Below are 25,304 nucleotides of genomic sequence, written 5' to 3' on the forward strand. Positions count from 1 at the left end.
AAATGAACCATGGAGGATGAGTTCTGGCTAGAACTTTTTGCCTGATGTGAAAATTTGTTTCCCAGTAGTTGATCAGCCTGAAACGGGGTGTTAGCGTCAGATTCGATCAACCTGCGGTGTGCAGACCAATTATTGAGGATATCTAAATGTGTGGAATTGTTGGGTTGTTTCTGAAGGACAAAGCGCTTGAGCCGCAACTTGGTGCGATGCTCACGAAAATGCTTGTGACGATGACGGATCGCGGACCAGACAGTGCGGGTATCGCAATTTATGCAAATAATTCAGATGGTAAGTCTAAAATTGTTGTTCAATCTGATGAACCAGAAACGGATTTCGAAGGTTTCGAATTAGCTTTGAGCACCGCGCTAGACGCGCCTGTTTCCGTAAAGATTACTGATACGCACGCGATCGTTTCTATGCCGGAAGACAAGCTTCAGAACGCACCTAAGGCGATTACAGCTGTGAATCCTGCGCTGCGCATGATGAGCCGGGGCGACACACTGGAAATCTACAAGGAGGTTGGATTGCCCAAAGATGTAGCAGCCCGCTTTGAGATTGAGCAGATGGTGGGAAGTCATGGGATAGGTCACACGCGTATGGCGACAGAATCAGCCGTCACAACCATGGGTGCCCATCCGTTCAATACGGGCGATGATCAATGCCTTGTTCACAACGGGTCTTTGTCCAATCATGCCAGCCTGCGCCGCAAACTGCGCCGTCAAGGGATCCATATTGAGACCGACAACGATACCGAGGTCGGCGCAGCCTACCTGACGTGGAAAATGAACAACGGTGCGACCCTGGGCGAAGCGCTTCAAAGCAGCCTCGATGACCTTGATGGTTTCTTCACTTTCGTTGTTGGTACCAAGGATGGTTTTGGCGTCGTGCGTGATCCTATTGCATGTAAACCTGCGGTGATGGCCGAGACAGACCAATATGTCGCCTTTGGTTCAGAATATCGCGCCCTGGTCGATTTGCCTGGCATCGAAACTGCCCGCGTTTGGGAGCCTGAACCCGCCACGGTTTATTTCTGGAGCCATTCCCATCAGCCCACGCAAGAGAAAGCTGCCTGAATGCAAACACTAGATTTGGCTGCAATCGAGCTGCGCGAGATGAATGCAACCCTCCATTCTCAGGCTGAGACGACCAATCAAACTGCATGGGAAATTGTGAACCCCAAAGGAGCCCATGCCATCGCCTGTGGCATCGATGCCCCAATTGAGGTCACTGTCAAAGGGTCCACGGGGTATTACTGCGCGGGCATGAATAAGCAGGCAACGATCAACATCAAGGGGTCCGCCGGTCCGGGCGTTGCAGAGAATATGATGAGCGGAAAGGTCGTCATTGAAGGGGACGCGAGCCAATACGCTGGGGCGACCGGTCATGGTGGCCTTCTGGTGATCAAAGGTAATGCGTCGTCACGATGCGGGATTTCGATGAAGGGCATTGATATCGTCGTCCATGGCAACATTGGCCACATGTCCGCATTCATGGCGCAATCGGGAAATCTGGTTGTCTGCGGCGATGCAGGCGAAGCCTTAGGCGATAGTCTTTACGAGGCACGTCTGTTCGTGCGCGGGTCTGTCAAATCGCTTGGGGCGGATTGCATCGAAAAAGAGATGCGTCCTGAACACCTCGCGATCCTTGCTGACCTACTGGAACAGGCAGATGCAGACGCCGAACCCGAAGAGTTCAAACGCTACGGATCAGCGCGCCAGCTCTACACCTTCAAAATTGACAACGCCTACTGAGGATCAGCCATGACCGACACTACCAACGGCGCGCCTCGCACGGCACCAATTCAATCCGCAACATTTTCAAACCCTGTAAATGCCGAAATTCGCCGTGCCGCTGCGACCGGTATCTATGATATCCGAGGCGGCGGTGCGAAACGCAAACTTCCGCATTTTGATGACTTACTTTTCTTAGGTGCGTCGATTTCACGTTATCCTTTGGAAGGATACCGCGAAAAATGCGGAACTTCGGTGACCTTGGGCACGCGGTTTGCAAAGAACCCTATCGAATTGGATATCCCGATTACAATTGCGGGTATGTCTTTCGGCGCGCTTTCTGGCGGGGCTAAAGAAGCTCTCGGTCGTGGTGCCACGCTTGCCGGGACATCGACCACAACAGGCGATGGCGGTATGACCAACGAAGAACGCGGACACTCCAACAAGCTGGTCTATCAGTACCTGCCATCGCGTTATGGCATGAACCCCGATGATTTGCGCCGTGCGGATGCCATCGAAATTGTTGTCGGCCAAGGTGCGAAGCCAGGCGGCGGCGGTATGTTGCTGGGTCAAAAGATAAGCGACCGTGTCGCTGAAATGCGCAATCTTCCAAAAGGTATCGACCAACGGTCAGCTTGTCGTCACCCTGACTGGACCGGCCCTGATGATCTTGAGATCAAGATACTCGAATTGCGGGAAATCACGGGTTGGAAAGTGCCAATTTATATCAAGGTCGGCGGTGCGCGGCCCTACTTTGACACCACGCTTGCCGTGAAGGCGGGGGCAGATGTCGTTGTTCTTGACGGCATGCAAGGCGGAACAGCGGCGACACAAGACGTTTTTATCGAAAACGTTGGCCAGCCGATTTTGGCGTGTATTCGCGAAGCCGTTCGCGCCCTGCAAGACCTTGGCCTTCATCGTGAGGTCCAGCTTGTTGTATCGGGCGGCATCCGAACAGGAGCCGATGTCGCCAAGGCGATGGCCATGGGGGCGGATGCTGTTGCTATTGGCACCGCAGCGCTTATCGCGCTGGGTGACAATGACCCGAAATGGGAAGCCGACTATAACGCGCTCGGCACCACTGCCGGTGCCTATGATGATTGGCACGAGGGCAAAGACCCTGCCGGTATCACCACCCAGGACCCCGAATTGATGAAACGGTTCGATCCCATTGAGGGTGGCCGGCGCTTGAATAACTACCTGCGGGTTATGACGTTGGAGGCGCAGACCATCGCGCGAGCCTGCGGGAAAAGCCACCTTCATAACCTTGAGCCCGAAGACCTTTGCGCGTTGACGCTAGAAGCTGCCGCAATGGCAAAAATACCGCTCGCGGGTACCGATTGGTACCCTGGCAAGCCGGGCACTTCTTATTGATCAACGCACGGGCGCACGCCCCACCCCTTTGACCCAAAACAGGGAACCTTCCAATGACCACAGATCTCGCCAAATTCGCGGCCGATAACGACGTCAAATATTTCATGATCAGCTTCACCGATTTGTTCGGCGGGCAACGTGCCAAATTGGTTCCCGCGCGGGCCATCGCGGAAATGCAAGAAGACGGCGCTGGCTTTGCTGGCTTTGCCACATGGTTGGACCTGACACCGGCGCATCCAGACATGCTGGCGGTGCCCGACCCAGAGGCCGCGATCATCCTGCCATGGAACCGCGAAATTGCTTGGGTTCCAGCCAATTGCGTTATGGAAGGCGAACCGGTCGCCCAGGCCCCGCGCAACGTCTTGCGCAAACTGATAGATGAGGCCGCTAAAGAAAGCATGCGCGTCAAGACAGGAATTGAGGCAGAATTCTTTTTGCTGACCCCAGATGGGGAAGAAATCAGCGACCCCTTCGATACTGCGGCCAAGCCATGTTATGATCAGCAAGCCTTCATGCGCCGCCTCGATGTGATCCAAGAAATCAGTGATCACATGTTGGAACTTGGGTGGAACCCCTACCAAAACGACCATGAAGACGCCAACGGTCAGTGGGAAATGAACTGGGATTTCGACGACGCACTTGCGACAGCCGACAAACACAGTTTCTTCAAGTTCATGGTCAAGACGGTCGCCGAGAAACATGGCTATCGGGCCACGTTTATGCCCAAACCTGTGGAAGGTCTGACAGGCAACGGTTGTCACGCCCATATCTCGGTTTGGAATCTTGACGGCAACGAAAATATCTTCGCGATGGCGCCAAACGACAGCAGCCAAACCGCAGAACTTGGCCTGTCTGAAAAAGGGAGTAATTTCCTTGGCGGCATTATGAAACACGCCAGCGCACTGCCCGCGATCACCAACCCGACAATCAACAGCTACAAGCGGATCAACGCACCGCGCACAACGTCCGGCGCGACTTGGGCCCCAAATACGGTGACATGGACGGGCAACAATCGCACACATATGGTGCGTGTACCCGGACCCGGGCGGTTCGAATTGCGCCTGCCCGATGGCGCGGTGAACCCTTATTTGTTGCAGGCCGTGATTATCGCCGCAGGCCTATCGGGCATCCAAAGTCAGGCTGATCCGGGCAAACGCCATGACATCGATATGTACGCCGAAGGCCACAAAGTGCGCGGTGCCCCAAAGCTGCCGCTGAACATGCTCGATGCCTTGCGCGCCTTTGACAAAGACAAAGATCTGAAGACCGCCATGGGTGACGAATTTTCCGCATCCTTCATCAAGATGAAGATGGAAGAATGGAACAGTTTCGTCGGTCACTTCAGCGCATGGGAAAAACAAAACACGTTGGACATCTAAATTACCCAATCCTTAACCAACTCTGGGCCGCTTTCCCCTTCGCGGCCCTTTTTTTATCGAGAGGCCAATCATTGCGTGATCGGATTTGGCTACGCCCAAAACGAAGGCCATTTAGCCAAACGTCGCGATTGACCTCACCAACGAAAGCCCGAGCAACTGCGCGGCGCAGCAACAGAAGAATGCACCCCACTGCACCCCCAAATACAGCAAAGGCAAAGGCCGCAGTGGCCCAGAAAGGACGTTGTGCAATCAGGTTGTGATAGCTTTGCGGCATTTGCGCGACACAGTCATCCTTGAAGTTGAGGCACCCCATGACGCTCCACAGCAGCCCCATCGCGGCGACCGACCAATAGCTCCACGTTGGTTTTTCATCCTCTTTCCTTTGCTTAGCGAATTCGCTTGCAAAAATGCTTAACTTTTGTTCACCTGCAAGAATAAATATTGACTTAAAGTGATGATCGCGTTGGTATTTAGCAAACGGATAAAGGATTCTCAGATGCCCAAACGCATTGCTATTCTTGGTGCAGGCCCATCCGGGCTTGCCCAACTGCGCGCTTTTCAATCTGCTCAGGCCAAGGGCGAAGAAATTCCCGAAATCGTCTGCTTTGAAAAACAATCTGATTGGGGCGGTCTTTGGAATTACACATGGCGCACAGGTTTGGATCAATATGGAGAGCCGGTGCATGGATCCATGTATCGCTACCTTTGGTCCAATGGCCCGAAAGAAGGTTTGGAATTCGCGGACTATTCATTTGAAGAACACTTTGGCAAACAGATCGCATCTTATCCGCCGCGAGCCGTATTATTCGACTATATTCAGGGTCGGGTTGAAAAGGCTGGCGTGCGGGATTGGATCAGGTTTGAAACCGCCGTGCGTTGGGTCAAGAAGGATGGCGACAAGTTTCTGGTCACCGTCTGCAACTTGCCCGAAGACAACACCTATACCGAAGAATTCGACCATGTGATTGTGTGTACCGGTCACTTTAGCACACCAAATGTGCCGCACTTTGATGGCTTTGAATCCTTCAAAGGGCGGGTTCTTCATGCCCATGATTTCCGCGATGCCATGGAATTCAAGGATAAGGATATCCTGATCGTCGGTACATCCTATTCGGCCGAAGACATCGGATCGCAGTGTTGGAAATATGGTGCCCAGTCGATCACCGTAAGCCACCGCACCGCAGCCATGGGCTATGACTGGCCTGACAATTGGGCCGAGGTTCCGTTGTTGACCCATGTGGACGGCAACACGGCCTATTTCAAAGATGGAACGTCCAAAGACGTTGATGCTGTGATCTTGTGCACAGGCTACAAACATCATTTCCCCTTCCTGCCCGATGACCTGCGCCTCAAAACGGCCAACCGTCTGGCGGCAGCAGACCTCTATAAGGGTGTCGCCTATGTTCATGAACCTGCTCTGTTCTATATCGGGATGCAGGACCAATGGTTCACGTTCAATATGTTCGATGCGCAGGCATGGTATGTGCGCGATGTGATTATGGGCCGCATTGCCCTTCCCGACGCCGCAGCGATGAAGGCCGATGTGGAAGACCGCGTCGCGCGCGAAGATGCCGGTGAGGACGATTATGACGCGATCTGGTATCAGGGGGACTACGTGAAGGAACTGATCGACGAAACCGATTACCCCTCCTTTGACGTTGAAGGCGCGTGCCAAGCCTTTAAGGAATGGAAAGGTCACAAAAAGAAGGGCATCATGACCTTCCGCGACAATGGCTATAAATCTGTCATCACCGGCACCACGGCACCCAAACACCATACCCCATGGAAGGACGCGCTGGATGATAGCCTAGAGGTCTACTTGCAAAACTGACGAACCCAAAACCTGCGTGACAACCGCTGATCGCCCCTGCATCATGGCGGCGATCCCGCGCCTCTTTCAGGTGCGGCTCATCCTCCATGACACCTTGGTTCCAATGACCGAACAATCCTAACAGGACCCCCAATGAGCAACTATGCCCTTACCGTGACATGCCCTTCCAAACGGGGCATCGTCGCAGCAATCGCCAGCTATCTTTCCGAAAACGGATGCAATATTTCAGACAGCGCCCAGTTCGATGACAAAGAGACTGGCAATTTCTTTATGCGCATCAGTTTTGAAACCGAAACAGATACGGTCCTTGCGACCTTGTCAGATGGGTTCGCATCCACGGCACAACCCTTCGATATGACCTATGACTTCCATGATGAGACCGCGAAAATGAAAGTCGTGATCATGGTGTCACGCTTTGGGCACTGCCTCAACGATCTGCTGTACCGGCAGCGGATCGGCGCCCTGCCGATTGACATCGTTGCGGTTATCTCAAACCACATGGACTACCAGAAAGTCGTGGTGAACAATGACATTCCGTTCCATTGCATCAAAGTCACAAAAGAGAACAAACCGGACGCGGAAAGCCGGATCATGGACGTGGTCGAAGACACCGGTGCAGAATTGATCGTGCTTGCGCGCTATATGCAAATCCTATCCGATCAAATGTGCCAGAAAATGTCCGGCAAAATCATCAACATTCACCACTCATTCTTGCCGTCATTTAAGGGGGCCAACCCGTACAAGCAGGCGTTCCAACGCGGGGTGAAATTGATCGGGGCAACGTCCCATTACGTGACCGCGGATCTAGACGAAGGCCCGATCATCGAGCAAGACATCGTGCGCGTCACCCATGCCCAATCGCCCGAAGATTATGTGTCATTGGGGCGCGATGTGGAAAGTCAGGTCCTTGCGCGGGCGATCCATGCCCATATCCATCGGCGTGTTTTTCTGAACGGGAACAAAACGGTGGTGTTCCCTGCGTCTCCGGGATCCTTCGCATCTGAACGGATGGGGTGATGCAAAAACGTCCGCGACTAAGATCGCGGACGTTCTTTCTTGGGATCAAAGGCCGCAAGATCGGGGCGGATCACAGCGGGAAGCCGTTTTTGGTGCCCATCCAGTTTTCCGATCTCAACCTGCGTTCCAACCTCGGCATGGGCGACATCAATCCGCGCCATAGCAATGTTCTGACCCAGTAAGGGTGAGCGCATCGAAGAAGTGACCTCACCAATCTGCGCGCGACCAATATGAATGGGGTCGCCATGGCCCACTTCAACTTCGCTCGCAATATTAAGACCGACAAGTTTTTTCATCGGATGATCTTTCCGACGGATCAACGCATCGCGGCCCATAAAGTCATCAGGCTTTGATTTCAGCGGAACGGTAAAGCCAATGCCAGCTTCAAAGGGGTCCGTCTGATCGGAAAAATCATAACCCGCGAATATTAACCCCGCTTCAATCCGCACCATATCCAAAGCTTCCAGCCCCATAGGACGTAGGCCATAAGCCTGCCCAACGCTCCAAATGGCATCAAAAACCTCTTCGCAGTGTTTAGGGTGACACATGACCTCATAGCCCAACTCCCCCGTGTAACCGGTTCGCGAAATTACAAAGGGCGTTCCGGCCTCATTGCGCAGACGCGCGGGGGAAAACCGGAACCATGCCAACTGATCGAACTCAGGGTTATGCGGCGCGGTCCATACCAATTCACGCAGCAGATCACGGGACTTTGGCCCCTGCACAGCGACGTTGTGCAATTGATCCGTGGACGAGCGCACGAGAACCTTTAGACTTAGTTTTTCTGCCTGTTCACGGATCCATTCGCCGCCATAGTCGCTGCCCCCGATCCAACGGAAATTGTCCCGGCCCAGACGAAACACGGTGCCATCATCGATCATCCCGCCGTGTTCGTAACACATCGCGGTATAGACAACCCCGCCAATGGGGAGCGTTTTCATGTTTCGGGTAAAGACGTATTGGCACAACGCCTCCGCGTCGGGACCCGTGATCTCGAATTTGCGCAGCGGCGACAAATCCATAATGGCCGCATCGTTGCGGCATGCGTGGTACTCTGCAATCGGGCCCGCATCGGCAAAACAATTTGCCAACCAATAGCCGTTGTATTCGACAAAGTTGCGTGTGTGCTGCGCGAAACGTGTATGGAAACCGGTTTGCTTGGTCATCTTTGGCTCCGAATTGGGGGTCGTGCGGGTCGCAATAGCGCGTTGAAATGTTTCTTTTCCGGAGTAGGTGCGAACATGAATATCCGTCGGGTTCCATCCGTTGGCAGCGGTTGTGTCGTCTGGGCAGGCGCTGCTTACGCAAACGATGTCCGTGAGCGCCCGCAGCAGCACATAATCCCCGGGCCGCGACCAAGGTTCATCGGTATACATGACCCCATGATCATCAATGCCGGTGTTGAAGAAGAAGTTGATCGCCATCCATCCGGGCCTGCCGCTGATACCATATGGGGCAAGGGCGCTGTTGAAATTGTCTGAACAATTTGGGTGGCCGGGGTAGCCGATGTCGTCATAGTATTTGGCGGCACATGCCATCGCAAAAGCATCATGGCGACCGCATGTATCTTGGACCACTTCAACAAGTGGTACCATTTCCTGATCGTAGTATTTCGCATGTAGACCGGGCATCGGATAGGCATGACCCATCAATGTTCGCGTGGTCGTGACATCCAGCGCGTGTTCAATGCCTTTGTCTAATTTACGAGCGCTAAAACACTCGAAATCGGTGCATTGCCGGCCATCTACATCAAGGATCTGGATGTAGTCGCCCGCCTTAACAAAATAGGATTCAGCGGTTTGCGTATGAACGCGGATGTCTTGCAACGGGTCCGCCAAGGGTGTGGGTAATTCAAAACTGACATGTCGTTTGATCTTGGAACGTTTCACCACAACGGTGAGCGGGGTCGCCGTATTCTGAAGCTCAATATCCATTTCACCGCCAGGTGCCGCTATGATTACGCAGCCATCGCGGTCGGCTTTGAACGTTTCTTTTGTCTTGGCCGGCGTCGTTCTCTCAAACAGATGAACTGCGCCCGGGCTTGTCAGATCGATTTTGCGAGCATCAAGCCCCATGCGAAGCCCACGCAGGGATTGATCATCATGTTGAAGCAACGCCTGCAGGCCGATCGCGGGTCCCTGCCCTGTTACGCCAAAAATGTCGGGCGCTACTGCACCTTTTGCATCGCAAACCACAATCTCGCAAAGTTGGCCGCCTTCATCATTGGCAATTGTGAACTCATCCCCCGCAAACACAGGCACAAGGACAGCGCCGCAGCCGTGCACGACATATTGCTCAGAACCGGGTGGGAGCGAAAAAACGCGCGGCTCGTAAATAGCGCTCGGCTTTGGCGGACCAGGCTGCACCTTCAGATATTCGTCTCGCATCACCCACCCGGCTTGTTGCATATATGGAATAAATATTTAACATGAAGAATATAATCGATTGCGAGACCTCGCAAATACATTCGTCAGGATGCACGTGGAAATTCACATTATTTCTTTGCCAAACCGGTCTGGCCCGGGGAAAGGCCATGAGGCTATGCCCCGATGTCTTTGATCTTAGGGTTGATTGCGGCGGCTTGCTGGGGACTGCACGATTTTTGCATCCGGTTGACCAGCCAATCAACACCGATCAGCGCGGCCATGATTGCTGTTATGATATTTGGGCTCCTCTTTCAAACGACGCTTTTGGTCGCCACGAGCAATTACACACCGCTACCGCCAAACAGTTTTGCCCAAATATTATTTGCAGGTGTATCCTTTGCGGCCGCAAATTGTGGTCTATACGTTGCCTTCCAGCGCGGTCCGGTCTGGCTCGCGGCTCCCTTGGTGGCCTGTTTCTGTGTCTTTTCCGTTGGTATCGCGATGTTTGGCGGTGCTACAGTGTCTGTCGGGCAACTGACGGCAGTCGGGGTTATTCTCTGCGGGATTACAATGATCGCAGTCCTCGCGGATCGGGATGACGACCACGAAACCAGCTATTTTTGGACGATCGTAAGCGCACTTATCTGTGCGGCAGCCTTTGCAAGCACGTTCCATTTTGGTCAAAGCGCGACAGAGCTGACCAACGGTCTTGTTTCCGCAATCATAACTCGAATCGTCGCGATCGGGGTGTTGCTGACTGGGTTCTGGACACTGCGTTTGCCGCTTTGGCCCGCAGTCAGTTCACTTGGTGCATTTGCCGTTATGGGCGTTCTAGACGGCGTCGCAATCTTCTCGATCATGTCTGCGGGCAATCACCCTAATCCGGAATATGCGTCCGTCACGACGGCGATGTATGGGTTGCCAACAATCTGGCTTGCGGCATTCTTTTTGAAGGAACGTATCAACGCGGTTCAGTGGTTGGGGTGTCTGATAGCGTTTTTCGGGGTCGGGTATCTGTCGTTGTAAGGCGATGTTACTTTATTTGGGTTGCTTCGCAATCGTAAGTCGGATCAGAGACCTGTTGTTTGTGGGCGCACCTCTTCTGCGAGCTCAGCGGATTGAAGGAAACCGCTATTTCGGCAGACCATACTGCCCCCTTACCGATCACGTACGCGACTTCGACCCCGTCAAGTGTTGTCGAAGCTGAATGGAACGCCTTGAAGCCGGGCATTGGGTGCGTCAGCCATTTGATAAATCGTTGATCTTGTTCCACCATATTGTTGGATACTTGGATCAAACCTATTGATTTTGGTCACCGGGCCTATCCGGTGCCGCTAAACCTGTTCTCTGTGGGCCAGGAGCGTTTGAATGCATATTCCCCGCTTGAACGCGAACGGCTCACCAATTCCATCATTAAGCTCTATGACTTTGTACTTGGCTCTCTGCCGGCATGACCGCTAAGCAAAGCGTTGTGTTCCGCTATGTCACCCGGCTGATGTTCCACATCCCGGATGCCACCACGCACAGTGAAAAACCGTATTGACCGCCTTGGGGCTCATTCCAGACTTTCGCCGCAAAGTGCTCGGATGGCGGCTATGCGGGACAAAGTGCGAATTCGCTGCACAAGGTATCAATGGCTACTTGCCAAGATTTCTATCACACAGGGTTTGCCCAACGTTCTGCATGAATTTCTCTCATTCCATCATCAATTGGCTGCATTGCTGCGGCTAAAACTTTTCGGAATACACTAGGGTCATCAGCCAGAGCATCGTAGACAAAGCTTGGGTACACTGTCTCCCAAAAATTTGTATCAGGAAGCGTTTTTTCCAATTTAGTATCATACGGTTTTCCTAGCATTTTAGAAGTCCAGAAATAGACATCATTGATGGGTTCGCCGCTGCTCAAACGATGTGCTTTTTCTAGTTTTTTGCGGGTCAAAGGTCGTACAGGGATTGCTGTAAGGTATCCAGAGTTAACACCTGTGCGCTGCATCTGACGTTTCAATTCCATTGGATAGAATTCGGCGTCTGGTCCGAGACAGCTTTGGTCCAGAACCGTCTGAGCGGCTACGAAAACGTTGGCGAGATCGCGAACGTTGCTGTTGGTCAATTTTACACTGTCCGGCGAAATTTCAATTGCCGAGATATCCATTTGAACATCCGGCGAATAACCTTCTTTGTAACCATGGATATTCACGGAGTGTGCGATACCATAGCGCTCCAACAAACTGGCCCCTTGACCATATGTGGACATTTGTAGATGCGAAAAAATGACACCCTTTGAGCCACTTCTCCTAGCTGGGCTGTCCCAATCCTTCATATCTGCATCATATCCAGATCGACACAGGTTAACGGCTAGAAGCCTCAACCCTTCACAAAGGAATTCCTTTCCAACCTCGTCAAGGAGGGCATCAAAACGGATATCATCTAACAAGTTCTGGCTCTTTCAGTTTTCTTCTTTGGTTGGGTGTATGGCCGTTAGCCTTGACTTTTTTTGGCGAGATAACAGACATTCGCCGCTACGCTGAATTTTAGCAAATTGAGCTCAAAGCGGACCTGCAGCAGCGCAGCAGGTCGCAATTCGGCCCAATGCAAGCATCGAGGACCGCTTTGCCGGACAAAACGGACCTCAGGCCCCCGCGAGTCAATGTCCGCATTCACACATTGCCTATTAGATTGCATTTGGGTGCGCGCCTCGTTGTACTCGTGCATATTGCCTCACAAGCCAATGCCCCAATACGGAGTAAAGACCATGGATCCCAGAGATGAAGCAGCGAAAGACTACGATGCAATTGCGTCAGAGCTCGATAGGGCAGCAGAGCATGCACGCGTGGCTGCAAACCATTTAAGAGATCGAAATATTCCTTCATCTGGCGCACATACGGTCGCACTCATGGGCCATCTTGAAGTCGTCAAGGAATTGCTGGCAACCCGTACAAAATGCGCTGCGCGTTTCGCGAAACTGCCGTAACACGCCCCTGGGGTATAGCCGCCATTGGCCCTCACATTGCGAGGGTCCAATTTTCATTATTCGGTGAGCTGGAAGACCTATGCGACGCTACCTGCCACCAGTGACCCGAATTCTCTCTCCCATGATGTTCGCGTTGGCCTCGGAGGAAAGAAAAACCACGAGATTTGCGACGCTCTGCGGGGATGACAGTCCACCTGAAGGCCTCTTAGTTCGCTCGCCTTCACGCACCTCATCGGGAAGAAAGTTCTTTGTGCCTTCCATCAAGGTCAGGCTAGGCAAAACGGTATTAATCAGCATGCGCTTGGACCCAAAGTCCCGCTGAAGGCTTACTGTCATTCCATGCAAGGCCGCCTTTGCTGTCGAGTAGAGTGCCGAGCCTGCCATCCCGTCTTCTGCGATGTTGGAAGCGATGTTTACGACCCATCCAGGCCCATAAGTGTGAAGATACCGGGCTCAAAAGCCGATTGGATGCAATTGCTTGCAACTTTCGCCAGATCGTCGGCGTGGAGATATCTAATCCATGTCTCGGGAGCGGACGGAGACACAAAGATACATTTCTCCAAGATACCACCGAAGACCTCGGGTCAAGCGTCGCAGTACAGCTTCACCTGACCAGACTTTCACGGCGAATGCTTGATCCATGCATCATTGAACTCACCTCCACACAGCCATACTTGGACCGCCACTTGTAGAAACCCGCATCGGCTCAGAATCTATCAATACATAGGCCGCCATGGCCAAAGCCTATATACCCATACCCCATTCATCAAAGTCAAAGATCAACAAAAACAACCGCTTGCACAGCGATTTCAAGATGTCCTCATTTGGGTTTCCAGCGAATTGAGATAATGAAAATAGGCAGGCAATCGTGATTTCATTTTGCAAAAACATGACCTGCGGTGCGATCTGTGCGTGAGGCAGCTTACCAAACGTGTTTTGCAACAAAACAATCCGCCGACCGACATCCATACGATGCTTGGCTTCAAGATCGATCAACTTTCGGGACACGCCCATCGCCATGCGAAGGTGCCAATATCCATTGGCGTTTAGTTCATGGTCACTCATCACCTGGAGGAAAGCGTCCGTAAATTCTTCCAGTGTTACATCGCCCTGCAAGTTATCAATAAGCTGATCCAAAGCCGCCAGGCTCTGACCAAGCCATCTTTGATAAAGCTCGTAGTAAATCGCCTCTTTATTTGGGAAAAACCGATAGATTGTCCCCACACTGACACCTGACTGGGCCGCGATGGACTTGGTTCCAACTGATTGCAATGGATCGGACGCCAACATCTCGAGTGTCGTGTTCAAGATACGGTCAACTTTCTCTTGTGACCTGGGCTGTTGGGCCAATTTGCGGCGCGCCACTTTGGTGGGTGTGGGATCAGTCAAGGTCATCAACTCTTTGGTAAGGTTAGAAAATGGTTAGTACCGATATGGGCAACTATCATGTCTCAGCAGAGCTGCTCAAATGTGTTAACCGTTATTAGACCAGAATTGCGCAATGTACTTGCGCGATTTTGGCAGGTTTTTGATCAATTCAAGTTTTCGAAACATGTCAGTAGGCAAGCGTTCTGCTGCAAACCAAACAAAGGCTTCGGGGTTTTGCGAAACGGCATCATGCGCAGCGTCAACAAAATCGAGACCGCTTTCCGCGCCGACCCATTGCAACGCAAAGTTCGGGTGCTCTGGAATTGGATAATCTGTAGCACCACTACTGCTGTACAACATCACTCTGGCCCAAGCGTGGTCGGGCAACGTTGCCAGAATGCGCGCAATAGCAGGAAAAGCTGTTTCATCACCACAAATGACAAGTTGATCAACGTCAAGTGTGCCGCCGCCTCCGGGCCCGATGATTGCGACGCGATCTTCTGCTTTGATAGTCTTTGCCCAGGGCGTCATCCGTCCACCCTCATGCATGAAAATATCGACTGAAAGCGTTCCCTTATCATTGGATTGTTCGCGGACCGTGTAGACCGGACGGTGAAGTTCATGTTCACCCTTTGGCCAGACGGTTGCACCGCTGGGGCTAAGTGTCGGCCACACAGGTTCGGCGCAGCCTTTGGGAGGCAAGACAAAACGAAAATGGATGGCGCTATCACCGAAGTGCATCAGACGCTCTGGTCGCAGGATCACCCTATGGAAATCTGTTGAGATTGCCCGGACCTCGATCACTTCAGCGAACTGAAAATTGGGGGGGAACTGGTCAGCTAAGATATTGTCTGACCAGCGCATGGTTTCCTGCAGGTCAGGCATGTAGTGTATCAGGTGCTCAACCAGTCCGTCGCGGACAATGTGCAGGCTGTCTGCATCCGGTGCTTTGATCATCAGGCGAAGCCCATCGTCCTGATTTTCGATACCAAACACACCAAATTCGGTTTGGATCAGCAGGCGGCTTTCGGTCTGTTCCTTGATGGGCAGCCCGTGTTCTTCTGCTTCGTGCAGGATCAATCCTTGCATCGCCGCAAAGGAAAGGTTCGGCAGAACGGTATCGGCTGTCACATCCGCCACTTTGTGCTCAGTTTGCGATGACATGAGGCAATCCGGTATGAGGGTCTGATATGATGCTGGATGCAAGGCCATAGACCTTTTCCATGTTCTCTTCAGTCACAAGTTCCGATGGCGCACCTGAAAACAGGATATCCCCATCCTTCAAGGCGATCAAATTGTCCGAAAAACGGGTTGCAAGATTGATGTCATGTAAGACCATTACGACAGTCAGCTGCGATGTTTGCTGCAAGTTGCGGATCAGTTTCAAGATTTCGATCTGATTGACCAAATCCAAATATGTCGTCGGCTCATCAAGAAGTAGAATATTAGTGTCTTGCGCCAAGGCCAGGGCGATCCAAGCCCGTTGCCGTTGCCCCCCAGACAATGTGCTTAGCTGATGATCCGCAAGATCGGTCAGCCCAACTTGCGCAATGGACCGGCTGACAATTTCCTGGTCTTTCGTAGACCATTGTTGCAACGGATTTTGATGCGGTGTTCGCCCGTTTCTGACAAGATCCGCGACGGTCATACCTTGCGGAGAGGTTGTCGATTGCGGGAGCAGCGCGACCTGCCGCGCGACCGATTTTGTATCTTGTTTGTGGATGGCTTTCCCATCCAGCAAAGCAGCTCCCGCGGATGGTGACAGCAACCGCGACAAACACTTTAGAAGGGTAGATTTCCCACAGGCGTTTGATCCGATGATACTGGTCACTTTGCCATCAGGAATAGCCGCTGACACATCCGTCAGCACAGGTGTCTTATCGTACCGCAGGGATAGGTTTTCGGTTGTTAGTCGTGCGCTCATATGCGTCGCTTTCGGCTTTCTAATATCAAGATCCAGATCAGCACTGGGGCCCCAAAGAGGGAGGTGAAAATACCTGCGGGTAAGACCAGCCCACCGGGCAAAGACCCGGCAATGGCATCGGCGATCAAAGTGACGAGTGCCCCGATCAAACCGGCCGTTAGCAGACTGGGGCGCGGTGCTTTGTTCAAGCCATGCGCGATTGGGCCCGCAACAAAGGCGACAAAGGGTAATGGTCCCGCCGTCCCAACAGCCACGGCGACCAAGCCCAATGCAAGAATAAGCGAGATGATCCGCGTGATGTTGACTGAGATACCCAGAACGGTCGCTGTGTCTTCGCCCAATGCGAGCCGCGCAAGATGAAATTGGCGCCAAAAGGCCAAAGGCCCCAAAATAAGCAGCCCGATCCAGACAAGCGTAACATCGTTCCAATCCCGCGCCTCTAAGGAGCCGACCAACCATTTAGCGATCTCGGCGGCGCGCGTTATGTCGAACGAGGTCATCAGTAAGTCATTGAAAACGCTGACTGTCATGCTGACGCCAATGCCGATCAAAACCAGCTGCCCCGGCGCAATGGATTTGTTCCAACTGAGTGCCATCACCGCCGTCGCAACAACGATCCCACCGAACATCGCCCCCAGAAAGACAACGCCTGCCGAACCCGTCAGAATGACTGCGGCAATCGCGCCGGTACTTGCGCCTGCGCTAAAGCCAATAATATCGGGCGATGCCAGCGGGTTGCGTAAAACGGTTTGTATCATCTCGCCCGCAAGACCAAAGGCCAGCCCGACCCCGATTGCCACCAGCACTCTGGGCGCGCGGTGATCCAGAATGATCATACTGGTGATCGGATCAGCCTGGCCCTGAACAGCCGCGAAGACGTCTGAAATGGACACGGGGTAGCTTCCGCCCACCAGCTTTTGAAACGCGATCAAAAGGATCGCGAGCACGAGGCTTATATTGATCAAAACCAGCCGCCGCGGCGGACGGGCAGATAGAGGCCCCAATTTGATTGCTATGGTGGTCATACCGCGGCCCTCCACCTTGTCTTGACCAAGACAACCAAGGTTGGCCCACCTATGAGTGCGATCAAAACCCCTGCTTCAACCTCTCGCCCGGTCCAGATGACACGGCCCAAGACATCGGCAGTTATCGCCAGCAACGCGCCTGCCAAAGCAGACGCCATGACCAATCTGGGCACGCTGCCCCCAACAAAGGGACGGACAAGATGAGGCACGATAAGACCGATAAAGGCAATAGGACCGGCAAGTGACACGGTCGTGCCGCACAGTAAAACGACTGATACGACACATAGCAAACGAACCAACCAGACCTTAACGCCAAGGGCGGCTGCGGCCTCTTCGCCTAAAACCAGCGGCCCCAGCATTCCGGCAGTCAGGAACGCCAGTGGAAACCCGATAAAGTAAGCTGGCAACACGGCCATCAGATCGGTCGACGATATGCCGGTGAATCCCCCCAGCGCCCAGAACCGAAACACATCCAACGACTCGCGGCTGAGGATGAGAATTGCCCAAGTCAACGACACAAACAGCGCGTTCAAAGCAGCGCCGGCCAATAAAAGCCGCGTCGGATCAGGCCCGTTTCGTCCAGCAGCCCCGCCCAAAAACAAAACCACTGCTGCAGCAATCGCACACCCTATAAGAGCAGGTGCAATCAACGCCTGCTGCAACGTCAGTCCAAGACCCCAGATTGAAATGACGACGCCAATCGCGGCCCCGCCGTTAATGCCCAAAAGACCAGGATCGGCCAATGGATTGCGGGTCATGGTCTGCATCAATGCGCCAGCAACACCAAGCGCCGCGCCGCCAAGGCACGCTGTCAGCGCCCTTGGCAACCGCAATTGAAGGATCGTCACGTGATCGGGGTCATTGGCGTCAAAGGCGCTAAGCGCTGCAAAGACCGTATGCCAGCTGATGTCGCGCAGACCAAGTCGTAGCGACAGCAAAACCAGCAACATGCCAACAACCAGGCTAAGGGTCATCTTCAGGGTAAATCGCAAAGCAAGTTGTTTCATTGCGTCGGGCCCGCCATCGCCTCGGCCCAACCGGGGACCTGTGTTGACAGATCGCCATCAATTGCTGCGTCGATAAGTGGAACCAAACGGTCAAGTGCATAGGGTAGCGACAGTGGGCTTGAATGATTTAAGGCAGCTGTCAGATCATAGTCGGCGAATACCTCGCGGCCCTCGCGAACAGCCCGCATGCTCGATCGCAGCGGGATGGCAGACAGCGCGGCGTTTAGATTGGGGCTGTGTGCCCAGATCAACACATCGGTGTCGATCGCGGCGATCGCTTCGTCCGGGATCCTGATGAAATTTGGATCAAAGCCCGCCATGGCGTCCACAGCGGGTGGCAGTTGCAAGCCGATATCCTTCAAAAACCGACCGCGCAGATCAGAAGATCCGAACGCGCTCACGCGCGATGGCAACACCATAACGGCTGTTTTGTCATGCCACTCCGGGAAAGCAGACTGCACACGCTCAAAGCGGGCTTCTAGCGCGGCAATGACCTCGCTGGCCTGATCTTCCTTGTCCAGCGCGATCCCAAGCTGTGCTGTCATGTCTTGCCAAGAGGCACTGAACGCAGAGGCACCGGCAGGATGCGGCACGGTTGGGGCGATCTGTGACAGCAGCCGATACTCGGCCTCGGTCATGCCGGACCATTGACCAACGATCAGGTCAGGTGAAAGCAGCGCAATTTGTTCGATATCGATCCCGCCATAAAGCAATACCGGCTCGGCATCACCCAGCGCCTCTTCGGCCCAGGGCCAGACACCGAATTCACCAGTGCCGTACCAATATCGCAGGGCAATCGGACGGGTGCCCAAAGCAAGCAAGAAGTCATGTCCAATGTAGGAAAGCGACACAACACGTTGGGGGGTGCCGCTGATTTCTGTCGTTCCGTAAGCATGATCAATCTGACGCGCATCAGCCAAAGCGGCCGATGCGGAGCAGAACAAGATCATAAATGCCGAAACAAGGCCAATGCGCATTTAGAACGTCCGACGTGCGGTCAGGCTGATCTCGCGACCTTCGCCGTAAACGCAGCCGCCCGAGAAGCTGTCCAGCGCGTTTCCGAACAACGCAGGGTTGGCATGACAATATCCGACATATTCCTTATCGGCCAAGTTCCGGGCGGCGGCGGTAAATGTCCAATCATCGACACCATACGAAATTGAGCCATCAACAAGCGTGACAGCTTCCATTTCGTACGTATTCGCGGCGTCCGAGAAGCGCTCTCCGGAATGGCGTAGACCCAAACCAACAGACAGACCGTCAATCTGCTGCAGCTCATATTGTGCAAACAAGCCAGCAGCAAATTCAGGGACCCGTGCAACGTCATTGCCTTCATAGAACGTATCTTCGGTCACTTCGGCATCGGTGTAAGTGGCACTGCCAAAAAGACTCAGACCATTTCCAAAATCATGCGTCACTTCGATTTCAAGACCTTTAGAGCGGACCTCACCGATTTGCTCGACGAACCGTGTGTCTGTCTGGTCTGTCACCAATACATCGCTTTTTGTGATGTCGAAATAGGCAATATTTGTGGCTGTAGCACCATTTGCAGAAGCAAATTTTAAACCCGCTTCAAATGATAGCCCGCGTTCGACCTCCAAGGCACTACCATCTTCGGTCACACCGTCCAGCGGAAGGCTAAAGGAGTTAGACACAGCACCATAGGCCAGCACATCAGGGGTTACCCGATATCCCAATGCAAGATTTGCAGATGTAACGCTGTCCTCGATTTCATAACCAAACTCAGTGACTGTTGTATCCAAGCCGGTATTAAAACCATCGATTTCATAATCTACAAAGTCCTGACGAATACCCCCCGACAGAACAGCCTGGCCGCCAAAATCCGCGCGCCCATTCAGATAAACACCGGTCTGTTGTAATTCGACCTGACGGCTGTTCGGCAGATCAGTTGGAAGACTACCGGCCAAGTAAGTTGTGACCTCACCAGTCAGTAGATTTCGCTCGCCGGTATATCCAAGACTGGAGTCGATATCACTACTCAGTGTGAAGTGATCGACACCGGCAATGATCTGACCATCGACATTTGCCGTGGAAAATTCATAGCTCAGCGCATTGTCGGCGCTAAATTGTTCCGTCGTTTGATCAACCGTAAATTTGGTCATGATGCCGGTATCCACATCACTGGGATCACCAACCGGCGCTCCCAAAATGTAGCTTATATTGACAAAAGCAGTGGCGTATTCCGTATCCATATCCCAATCATTTTGGGATGCGCGGGCACGGCTGATCAGGCTCAACTGATTTGTGAAATAATGCTCTAGCTCATAGCCGACATAGTTTTGCTGGGTTTCGATATCATTGGCGTCTGGATTCGCAGTATAAAGGTCACGGTCCCAGGTGCCGTTGGCGTTGTCTTGATAGGATCCATACTCGGGCACGTTGATGTAAACATCCCCGACCTGATCCTCTTGATACTGGCCGTAGAACGTGACGCTGGTGTCATCTGACGCCTCATAGGTCAGCGAGGGCGCGATATATATTCTGCCCGTTTCCACTTCGTCATAGTTGGTTCCAAACTGATTGAACAACGCGACCAAACGATAGGCCACGGCGTCCGAAACGGGGCCAGTTGTATCCACAGCCACTTCACCGCCACCGTCTGATTTGGTTGTCAAACGCGCCTCACCACCTTGGGTGAATTCAGGCCGTTTTGAAACGCCATTGATCAAACCACCGGGTTGATTGGCGCCATACAAATCCGAGGTTGGGCCGCGCAAAATATTGATACTTTCCAAGCCAAACGTCTCAGTCCGCCACGCCGCGAAATCGACGGCGCGCAGCGGCAATGCATCGCGATATTTACCGCTTTGCTGGACTTCAAAACCGCGCAACGAGAATTCGTCATAACGATCATCCCGGCCATATGTTTCGGTCGAAATACCTGGGCTGTAAGACGCCGCTTCCTCCAAGGTACGGGCACCCTGGGCTTCAAACAATTCGCTGGGCAATATGGTCACTGAGCGCGGTAGATCCTCGGGGTTCACCGGCAGGCGCGATCCAGCTGTGTTCGCAGCTTCCACACCTGTGACAGCTTCGCCGCCGTCATTGATCGCTTGCAAGACGATTGTACCAAGGAAAACGTCTCCGGTCTCATCGGTTGTTTGCGCCAGTGCGCCGACCGGCACAAGACAGGTCGACGCTGCAAGCGCCAGTTTCAAATCAAGAAATTTGGACATGTAACGATGTTCCTACGCTGAAAGGAGCGCCAAAGCGTCCTGCGGTATCATTCATATGGCTGGGAAGGGGATACTCACCTGGCGGGTTTGGCGCGGTCGATAATATGAACTTTTTTTCACGTCAACTTAAAATCAGTCGACTGAACTGCACAGCAAAGTGATTTGGGAACTATAAGCGCTCATTGGTACTCGCCCCTTTGATCAGGTTGTTGATCCTGATAAGGACGCGGATAGTGATCACGGATGTAACGCTGGGGCACCAAAAGACAGGGCGCGGGCGTCCAGTCACTCATTTTGCAGGGTGCGTTAGAGGCGGGTCGGAGAAGCCGCCGCACAATTCATTACACAAAATCAAAAATATGGAGGATATTTTGGTGCCCAGGAGAGGACTCGAACCTCCACGTCCATACAGACACTAGCACCTGAAGCTAGCGCGTCTACCAATTCCGCCACCTGGGCAGGTGTCGTGAGGCCGCGATGTAAGCGGGGTTTGTGTTCGTGTCAATCCGATTCCGCGGGAAATCGTCGCGGTTGATGTAATCACCTGCTTTGCGCTTGTCTGGTGGGGGGCGGGCAGGTACACCAAGGCCGGTATCGAAAGAGGTGCAGCCATGTCTCAGCTAGTTACAATCTTCGGCGGTTCCGGCTTTGTCGGGCGTTATATTGCCCGCCGTATGGCCAAAGAAGGTTGGCGCGTGCGTGTCGCGGTGCGCAACGTGAATGAGGCCATGTTTGTGCGCCCTTACGGTGTCGTTGGACAGGTCGAGCCTGTGTTTTGCAATATCCGCGATGACGCGAGTGTTGCTGCTGTCACCGATGGTGCAGATGTGGTCGTCAATTGCGTCGGCGTTCTTGATGAGACCGGCAAAAATACATTTGATGCGGTGCAGGCCGAAGGGGCAACACGGATTGCCCGGATCGCCGCGCAGATGGAGATCAACCGGATGGTGCATATCTCGGCCATTGGCGCAAATCCCGCCGCCGAGAGCGCATATGCGCAGACCAAAGCCGAAGGTGAGGCTGGCGTCCTGGCACATCAGCCCGATGCAGTTATCCTGCGCCCCTCGATCATTTTTGGGCATGAAGATCAATTCTTTAACCGCTTTGCCGGGATGACCAGATTCGGGCCTGCGCTCCCTGTTGTTGGTGGATCAACCCGGTTTCAGCCGGTTTACGTCGATGATGTAGCTGCCGCAGCCGTGCAGGGCATTTTGGGGCACGCGAAACCCGGACTGTATGAGCTTGGCGGGCCGGATGTACTGACCTTCCGCGAAATGATGCAAAAGATGCTTGGCGTGATCCGCAAACGCCGCATGATCATCAACATCCCGTTTTGGGCGGCGGGTATCATGGCCTCATGCTTTGGCATTGCGCGCGCATTGTCTTTTGGGCTGATCAAAGGGCCATTGACCAAGGATCAGGTGATCAATCTTGCCGTTGATAACGTCGTGGCCGACGGCGCTAAGGGATTTGGCGACCTTGGCATAACCCCAACCGCGATGGACGTTGTACTGCCCGACTACCTGTGGCGCTTCCGCCCGTCTGGCCAGTATGACGCAATCAAAGAATCGGCCAAGAACCTGAAAGCTTAACTATAGGCGATCCCCAGCAGGATAATGCCAAGCACGACCCTGTAGATCACATAGGGCGTGAAGCTGACGGATTGCAGCAGACGCATCATCAGCGTCAAAGCAAGCAGCGCAGCGGCGCAAGACATTGCAACCACAATGGCGATGTCCTTGAGCATACTCGCATCCGCTGTCCCTGCCACGTCAAGCCCGATCAGCGTGCCCGATGCAATAATCGTCGGGATCGACATCAGCATAGACAGGCGCGCGGCATCGGCTCTTGTGTATCCCAGCATGCGCCCTGCCGTGATGGTGATCCCAGAACGTGACGTGCCAGGGATAAGCGCCAACGCCTGCCAGCCGCCCATATAGAGCGCGTCTTTCAACGTCCATTCGTCGGTGGTTTTCACCGTTGGTCCTTTTTGGTCGCTCCAATATAGAAGAATGCCAAATCCCAGCATGGTCCAGCCGATCAACGCCATGCTGCGCAAGTGATCTGACAAACCCGTCAATTTCAGGAATAGTCCGAACAAAATCACCGGGACCGTCGCGATGATCAGACCAAGCGCGAGCGCGGCGCCAGGCGTGTCTGCTTTGCCGCGGATCAACCGAAGACCGCCGAAAAATGCGATACGCACATCGGCCCAGAAATAGAAGACCACCGCGATCAGCGTCCCGATATGGGCGGCGACGTCGATGATTTGACCCTGATCTTCAAGCCCCGTCAAATTGGGCAGCAAAATCAGATGGCCTGACGATGAGATCGGTAAAAACTCGGTCACGCCCTGGATTAATGCAATCAATAGAAGAGTAAAAAGGCTCATATCCGCCGCGCTGTTTGATTCGGTGTGATCAACCTAAACCGTTAGGATTCAGGGGGAAGCGCATTTTTAGGTCACGAACCGGACCTAAAAATCACCAAAAATCATCAAATCCGGATTGATCCAGAGTATCTTTCTGACATATAGGTCAGTATTACTGCCTTTTCATTTCCGAAGCAGCGATTTAAAAGGCGGCTCGCCTCGCCAAACGGGAGAATTAGCCATGGCCGGTCAAAAGATGCTGAAGTTTACCGCCGTTAGCCGTGAGATGCCACAAAAGCGTCCGCCGAACCTACGTAAAGAAGATTTTGGCGAGATTTACGCAGAGTTCGCACGCGAAAAAGCCGCCGAGCAAGCCAGCCGTTGCAGCCAATGTGGTGTGCCTTACTGCCAATCCCATTGCCCGCTGCACAATAACATCCCCGATTGGCTGCGCCTGACCGCCGAGGGCCGCCTGCAAGAGGCTTATGAGATCAGCCAAGCGACAAACACATTCCCTGAAATCTGCGGTCGCATCTGCCCGCAAGACCGCCTTTGCGAAGGGAACTGCGTGATCGAACAATCTGGCCATGGCACTGTGACCATCGGCTCGGTTGAAAAATACATCACCGATACGGCCTTTGAAGAAGGCTGGGTCAAACCTATCAAACCACATGCCGAACGCAGCGAAAGCGTAGGTATCATCGGCGCGGGCCCTGGTGGTCTGGCGGCGGCGGACATGCTGCGCCGTCAGGGCGTACAGGTCACCGTTTACGATCGCTACGATCGCGGCGGCGGCCTGCTGACCTATGGTATCCCAGGCTTTAAGCTGGAAAAAGACGTGGTCATGCAGCGTATGGCCCAGCTGGAACAGGGCGGCGTGCAATTTGTCCTGAATTGCAATGTGGGCGAGGATCTATCTTTCGACGCCATCCGCGGCAAGCATGACGCCGTTCTGATTGCCACAGGTGTCTATAAAACAAGGGATCTACCCGATTCAGGTGCAGATGGCATCGTTAACGCCATCGATTATCTGACAGCCAGCAACCGCAAAAGCTTTGGCGATGACGTGCCCGAGTTTGAAAGCGGTGAACTGAACGCCGAAGGCAAGCGCATTGTTGTCATCGGCGGCGGTGATACCGCGATGGACTGTGTCCGCACCGCTATTCGGCAGGGCGCCAGCAGCGTGAAATGCCTATATCGCCGCGACCGTGCCAATATGCCCGGCTCGCAGCGTGAAGTGCAAAATGCCGAAGAAGAAGGTGTCGAATTTGTCTGGCTCGCGGCTCCGAATGGGTTTGATGGCGATCCGGTCACCGGTGTGAAGGTGCAAAAGATGCGCCTTGGTGCGCCGGACGCCACTGGCCGCCAAGCCCCCGAAGTAATCGAGGGCGCAGATTATGTGGAAGATGCCGATCTTGTCATCAAAGCTTTGGGTTTTGAACCCGAAGACCTGCCTGCCCTTTGGGGGGTTGAGGGACTTGAAGTGACCCGCTGGGGCACGATCAAGGCGGATTTCCAAACCGGTGCGACCAGCCTCGAAGGCGTTTACGCCGCCGGGGATATCGTGCGCGGCGCGTCTTTGGTTGTCTGGGCCATCCGTGATGGCCGCGATGCCTCAACCGCTATCCTGGAATATCTTGGCCAGGCCGCAACCGTCGCGGCAGAGTGATATTTTCCGCGTACAGAACCTGTACATACACTGTACATACGCGCCGCAAACCGTCTGAATGCCTACGTCAACACCA

Annotated in this window: 21 protein-coding genes, 1 tRNA gene and 1 pseudogene; 10 read left to right on the forward strand and 13 right to left on the reverse strand. The window is 53.5% G+C overall.

Translation table 11 applies throughout. From position 1 onward, the window contains the following. Positions 1-146: 146 nt before the first annotated feature. The 4 genes from AABB29_RS04470 to glnT are packed head-to-tail and all read left to right on the forward strand — an operon-like array spanning position 147 to position 4,483. Positions 147-1,073 (forward strand): glutamine amidotransferase family protein, encoded by a 927-nt coding sequence (locus tag AABB29_RS04470; RefSeq protein WP_341368090.1) that lies wholly within the window; start codon positions 147-149, stop codon positions 1,071-1,073. Beyond that, positions 1,074-1,751, forward strand: coding sequence for a GXGXG domain-containing protein (locus AABB29_RS04475; protein ID WP_341368089.1), 678 nt, complete (start codon positions 1,074-1,076; stop codon positions 1,749-1,751). It begins immediately after the preceding gene. Between the two features lie 9 nt (positions 1,752-1,760). Further along, positions 1,761-3,104 carry an FMN-binding glutamate synthase family protein gene (locus AABB29_RS04480; RefSeq protein WP_341368088.1) on the forward strand — a complete coding sequence of 448 codons (1,344 nt, stop codon included), beginning with the start codon at positions 1,761-1,763 and terminating at the stop codon, positions 3,102-3,104. A 53-nt stretch (positions 3,105-3,157) separates the two neighbouring features. Then, positions 3,158-4,483 carry a type III glutamate--ammonia ligase gene (gene glnT / locus AABB29_RS04485; protein ID WP_341368087.1) on the forward strand — a complete coding sequence of 442 codons (1,326 nt, stop codon included), beginning with the start codon at positions 3,158-3,160 and terminating at the stop codon, positions 4,481-4,483. A gap of 1 nt (position 4,484) precedes the next feature. Here glnT and AABB29_RS04490 read toward each other — a convergent pair whose 3' ends face one another. After that, positions 4,485-5,030, reverse strand: coding sequence for a hypothetical protein (locus AABB29_RS04490; RefSeq protein WP_341368086.1), 546 nt, complete (start codon positions 5,028-5,030; stop codon positions 4,485-4,487). On the opposite strand from AABB29_RS04490, the gene AABB29_RS04495 reads away from it, so the two are divergent. After that, entirely contained in the window at positions 4,980-6,314 is a 1,335-nt protein-coding gene (locus AABB29_RS04495; RefSeq protein ID WP_341368085.1) for an NAD(P)/FAD-dependent oxidoreductase, read from the forward strand. The two genes, AABB29_RS04490 and AABB29_RS04495, sit on opposite strands and share 51 nt — an antisense overlap. 132 nt (positions 6,315-6,446) lie before the next feature. Next, on the forward strand, positions 6,447-7,331 hold the full coding sequence (gene purU, locus AABB29_RS04500) for a formyltetrahydrofolate deformylase (RefSeq protein WP_341368084.1): 885 nt from the start codon (positions 6,447-6,449) through the stop codon (positions 7,329-7,331). Between the two features lie 17 nt (positions 7,332-7,348). On the opposite strand, the gene AABB29_RS04505 is transcribed toward purU, so the two are convergent. After that, positions 7,349-9,718, reverse strand: coding sequence for a DUF1989 domain-containing protein (locus tag AABB29_RS04505; protein WP_373636795.1), 2,370 nt, complete (start codon positions 9,716-9,718; stop codon positions 7,349-7,351). A 162-nt stretch (positions 9,719-9,880) separates the two neighbouring features. Between AABB29_RS04505 and AABB29_RS04510 the strand changes: the two genes are divergently transcribed. Beyond that, a complete protein-coding gene (locus AABB29_RS04510; protein WP_341368082.1) occupies positions 9,881-10,723 on the forward strand; it encodes a DMT family transporter in 843 nt (280 codons plus the stop codon). Between the two features lie 630 nt (positions 10,724-11,353). Here AABB29_RS04510 and AABB29_RS04515 read toward each other — a convergent pair. After that, positions 11,354-12,130 (reverse strand): hypothetical protein, encoded by a 777-nt coding sequence (locus tag AABB29_RS04515; protein WP_341368081.1) that lies wholly within the window; start codon positions 12,128-12,130, stop codon positions 11,354-11,356. A 318-nt stretch (positions 12,131-12,448) separates the two neighbouring features. On the opposite strand from AABB29_RS04515, the gene AABB29_RS04520 reads away from it, so the two are divergent. After that, positions 12,449-12,667: a hypothetical protein gene (locus AABB29_RS04520; RefSeq protein WP_341368080.1), complete on the forward strand. Its 219-nt coding sequence runs from the start codon at positions 12,449-12,451 to the stop codon at positions 12,665-12,667. Positions 12,668-12,754: 87 nt separating this feature from the next. Here AABB29_RS04520 and AABB29_RS04525 read toward each other — a convergent pair. The 9 genes and pseudogenes from AABB29_RS04525 to AABB29_RS04565 form a co-directional block, all read right to left on the reverse strand. Continuing rightward, positions 12,755-13,093, reverse strand: a pseudogene (locus AABB29_RS04525) (SDR family oxidoreductase); the annotation flags it as partial. A 318-nt stretch (positions 13,094-13,411) separates the two neighbouring features. Then, complete coding sequence (locus AABB29_RS04530; protein ID WP_341368079.1) at positions 13,412-14,017, reverse strand: TetR/AcrR family transcriptional regulator; 606 nt, start codon at positions 14,015-14,017, stop codon at positions 13,412-13,414. Positions 14,018-14,140: 123 nt separating this feature from the next. Beyond that, entirely contained in the window at positions 14,141-15,199 is a 1,059-nt protein-coding gene (locus AABB29_RS04535) for a siderophore-interacting protein (protein WP_373636796.1), read from the reverse strand. After that, complete coding sequence (locus tag AABB29_RS04540; RefSeq protein WP_373636797.1) at positions 15,183-15,959, reverse strand: ABC transporter ATP-binding protein; 777 nt, start codon at positions 15,957-15,959, stop codon at positions 15,183-15,185. The genes AABB29_RS04535 and AABB29_RS04540 overlap by 17 nt, the downstream gene beginning before the upstream one ends. Then, positions 15,956-16,984, reverse strand: a complete 1,029-nt coding sequence (locus AABB29_RS04545) for an iron chelate uptake ABC transporter family permease subunit (protein ID WP_341368074.1) — start codon at positions 16,982-16,984, stop codon at positions 15,956-15,958. The genes AABB29_RS04540 and AABB29_RS04545 overlap by 4 nt, the downstream gene beginning before the upstream one ends. Beyond that, complete coding sequence (locus tag AABB29_RS04550; protein WP_341368073.1) at positions 16,981-17,991, reverse strand: iron ABC transporter permease; 1,011 nt, start codon at positions 17,989-17,991, stop codon at positions 16,981-16,983. Before AABB29_RS04550 ends, AABB29_RS04545 begins: the two co-directional genes overlap by 4 nt. Next, a complete protein-coding gene (locus AABB29_RS04555; protein ID WP_341368072.1) occupies positions 17,988-18,968 on the reverse strand; it encodes an iron-siderophore ABC transporter substrate-binding protein in 981 nt (326 codons plus the stop codon). The genes AABB29_RS04550 and AABB29_RS04555 overlap by 4 nt, the downstream gene beginning before the upstream one ends. Beyond that, a complete protein-coding gene (locus tag AABB29_RS04560; RefSeq protein ID WP_341368071.1) occupies positions 18,969-21,188 on the reverse strand; it encodes a TonB-dependent siderophore receptor in 2,220 nt (739 codons plus the stop codon). Positions 21,189-21,560: 372 nt separating this feature from the next. Beyond that, positions 21,561-21,647, reverse strand: a tRNA-Leu gene (locus tag AABB29_RS04565). 152 nt (positions 21,648-21,799) lie between these two features. Here AABB29_RS04565 and AABB29_RS04570 point away from each other — a divergent pair. Beyond that, complete coding sequence (locus tag AABB29_RS04570; RefSeq protein WP_341368070.1) at positions 21,800-22,780, forward strand: complex I NDUFA9 subunit family protein; 981 nt, start codon at positions 21,800-21,802, stop codon at positions 22,778-22,780. On the opposite strand, the gene AABB29_RS04575 is transcribed toward AABB29_RS04570, so the two are convergent. Beyond that, positions 22,777-23,580, reverse strand: a complete 804-nt coding sequence (locus AABB29_RS04575) for an undecaprenyl-diphosphate phosphatase (protein WP_341368069.1) — start codon at positions 23,578-23,580, stop codon at positions 22,777-22,779. The genes AABB29_RS04570 and AABB29_RS04575 overlap by 4 nt on opposite strands. Positions 23,581-23,800: 220 nt before the next feature. Here AABB29_RS04575 and AABB29_RS04580 point away from each other — a divergent pair, with 220 nt between their 5' ends. Next, a complete protein-coding gene (locus AABB29_RS04580) occupies positions 23,801-25,228 on the forward strand; it encodes an NAD(P)-dependent oxidoreductase (RefSeq protein ID WP_341368068.1) in 1,428 nt (475 codons plus the stop codon). The last annotated feature ends 76 nt before the right edge of the window (positions 25,229-25,304 follow it).

Origin of the sequence: Yoonia sp. BS5-3 (genome assembly GCF_038069655.2) — a bacterium.
Taxonomy (GTDB): domain Bacteria; phylum Pseudomonadota; class Alphaproteobacteria; order Rhodobacterales; family Rhodobacteraceae; genus Yoonia; species Yoonia phaeophyticola.

What these genes read in the sequence shown, in the direction of transcription:
- AABB29_RS04470 (WP_341368090.1), top strand. Translation starts at nt 147, where the DNA reads ATGTGTGGAATTGTTGGGTTGTTTCTGAAGGACAAAGCGCTTGAGCCG.
- AABB29_RS04475 (WP_341368089.1), top strand. Translation starts at nt 1,074, where the DNA reads ATGCAAACACTAGATTTGGCTGCAATCGAGCTGCGCGAGATGAATGCA.
- AABB29_RS04480 (WP_341368088.1), top strand. Translation starts at nt 1,761, where the DNA reads ATGACCGACACTACCAACGGCGCGCCTCGCACGGCACCAATTCAATCC.
- glnT (WP_341368087.1), top strand. Translation starts at nt 3,158, where the DNA reads ATGACCACAGATCTCGCCAAATTCGCGGCCGATAACGACGTCAAATAT.
- AABB29_RS04495 (WP_341368085.1), top strand. Translation starts at nt 4,980, where the DNA reads ATGCCCAAACGCATTGCTATTCTTGGTGCAGGCCCATCCGGGCTTGCC.
- purU (WP_341368084.1), top strand. Translation starts at nt 6,447, where the DNA reads ATGAGCAACTATGCCCTTACCGTGACATGCCCTTCCAAACGGGGCATC.
- AABB29_RS04505 (WP_373636795.1), bottom strand. Translation starts at nt 9,718, where the DNA reads ATGCGAGACGAATATCTGAAGGTGCAGCCTGGTCCGCCAAAGCCGAGC.
- AABB29_RS04510 (WP_341368082.1), top strand. Translation starts at nt 9,881, where the DNA reads ATGTCTTTGATCTTAGGGTTGATTGCGGCGGCTTGCTGGGGACTGCAC.
- AABB29_RS04520 (WP_341368080.1), top strand. Translation starts at nt 12,449, where the DNA reads ATGGATCCCAGAGATGAAGCAGCGAAAGACTACGATGCAATTGCGTCA.
- AABB29_RS04535 (WP_373636796.1), bottom strand. Translation starts at nt 15,199, where the DNA reads ATGTCATCGCAAACTGAGCACAAAGTGGCGGATGTGACAGCCGATACC.
- AABB29_RS04540 (WP_373636797.1), bottom strand. Translation starts at nt 15,959, where the DNA reads ATGAGCGCACGACTAACAACCGAAAACCTATCCCTGCGGTACGATAAG.
- AABB29_RS04545 (WP_341368074.1), bottom strand. Translation starts at nt 16,984, where the DNA reads ATGACCACCATAGCAATCAAATTGGGGCCTCTATCTGCCCGTCCGCCG.
- AABB29_RS04550 (WP_341368073.1), bottom strand. Translation starts at nt 17,991, where the DNA reads ATGAAACAACTTGCTTTGCGATTTACCCTGAAGATGACCCTTAGCCTG.
- AABB29_RS04555 (WP_341368072.1), bottom strand. Translation starts at nt 18,968, where the DNA reads ATGCGCATTGGCCTTGTTTCGGCATTTATGATCTTGTTCTGCTCCGCA.
- AABB29_RS04560 (WP_341368071.1), bottom strand. Translation starts at nt 21,188, where the DNA reads ATGTCCAAATTTCTTGATTTGAAACTGGCGCTTGCAGCGTCGACCTGT.
- AABB29_RS04570 (WP_341368070.1), top strand. Translation starts at nt 21,800, where the DNA reads ATGTCTCAGCTAGTTACAATCTTCGGCGGTTCCGGCTTTGTCGGGCGT.
- AABB29_RS04575 (WP_341368069.1), bottom strand. Translation starts at nt 23,580, where the DNA reads ATGAGCCTTTTTACTCTTCTATTGATTGCATTAATCCAGGGCGTGACC.
- AABB29_RS04580 (WP_341368068.1), top strand. Translation starts at nt 23,801, where the DNA reads ATGGCCGGTCAAAAGATGCTGAAGTTTACCGCCGTTAGCCGTGAGATG.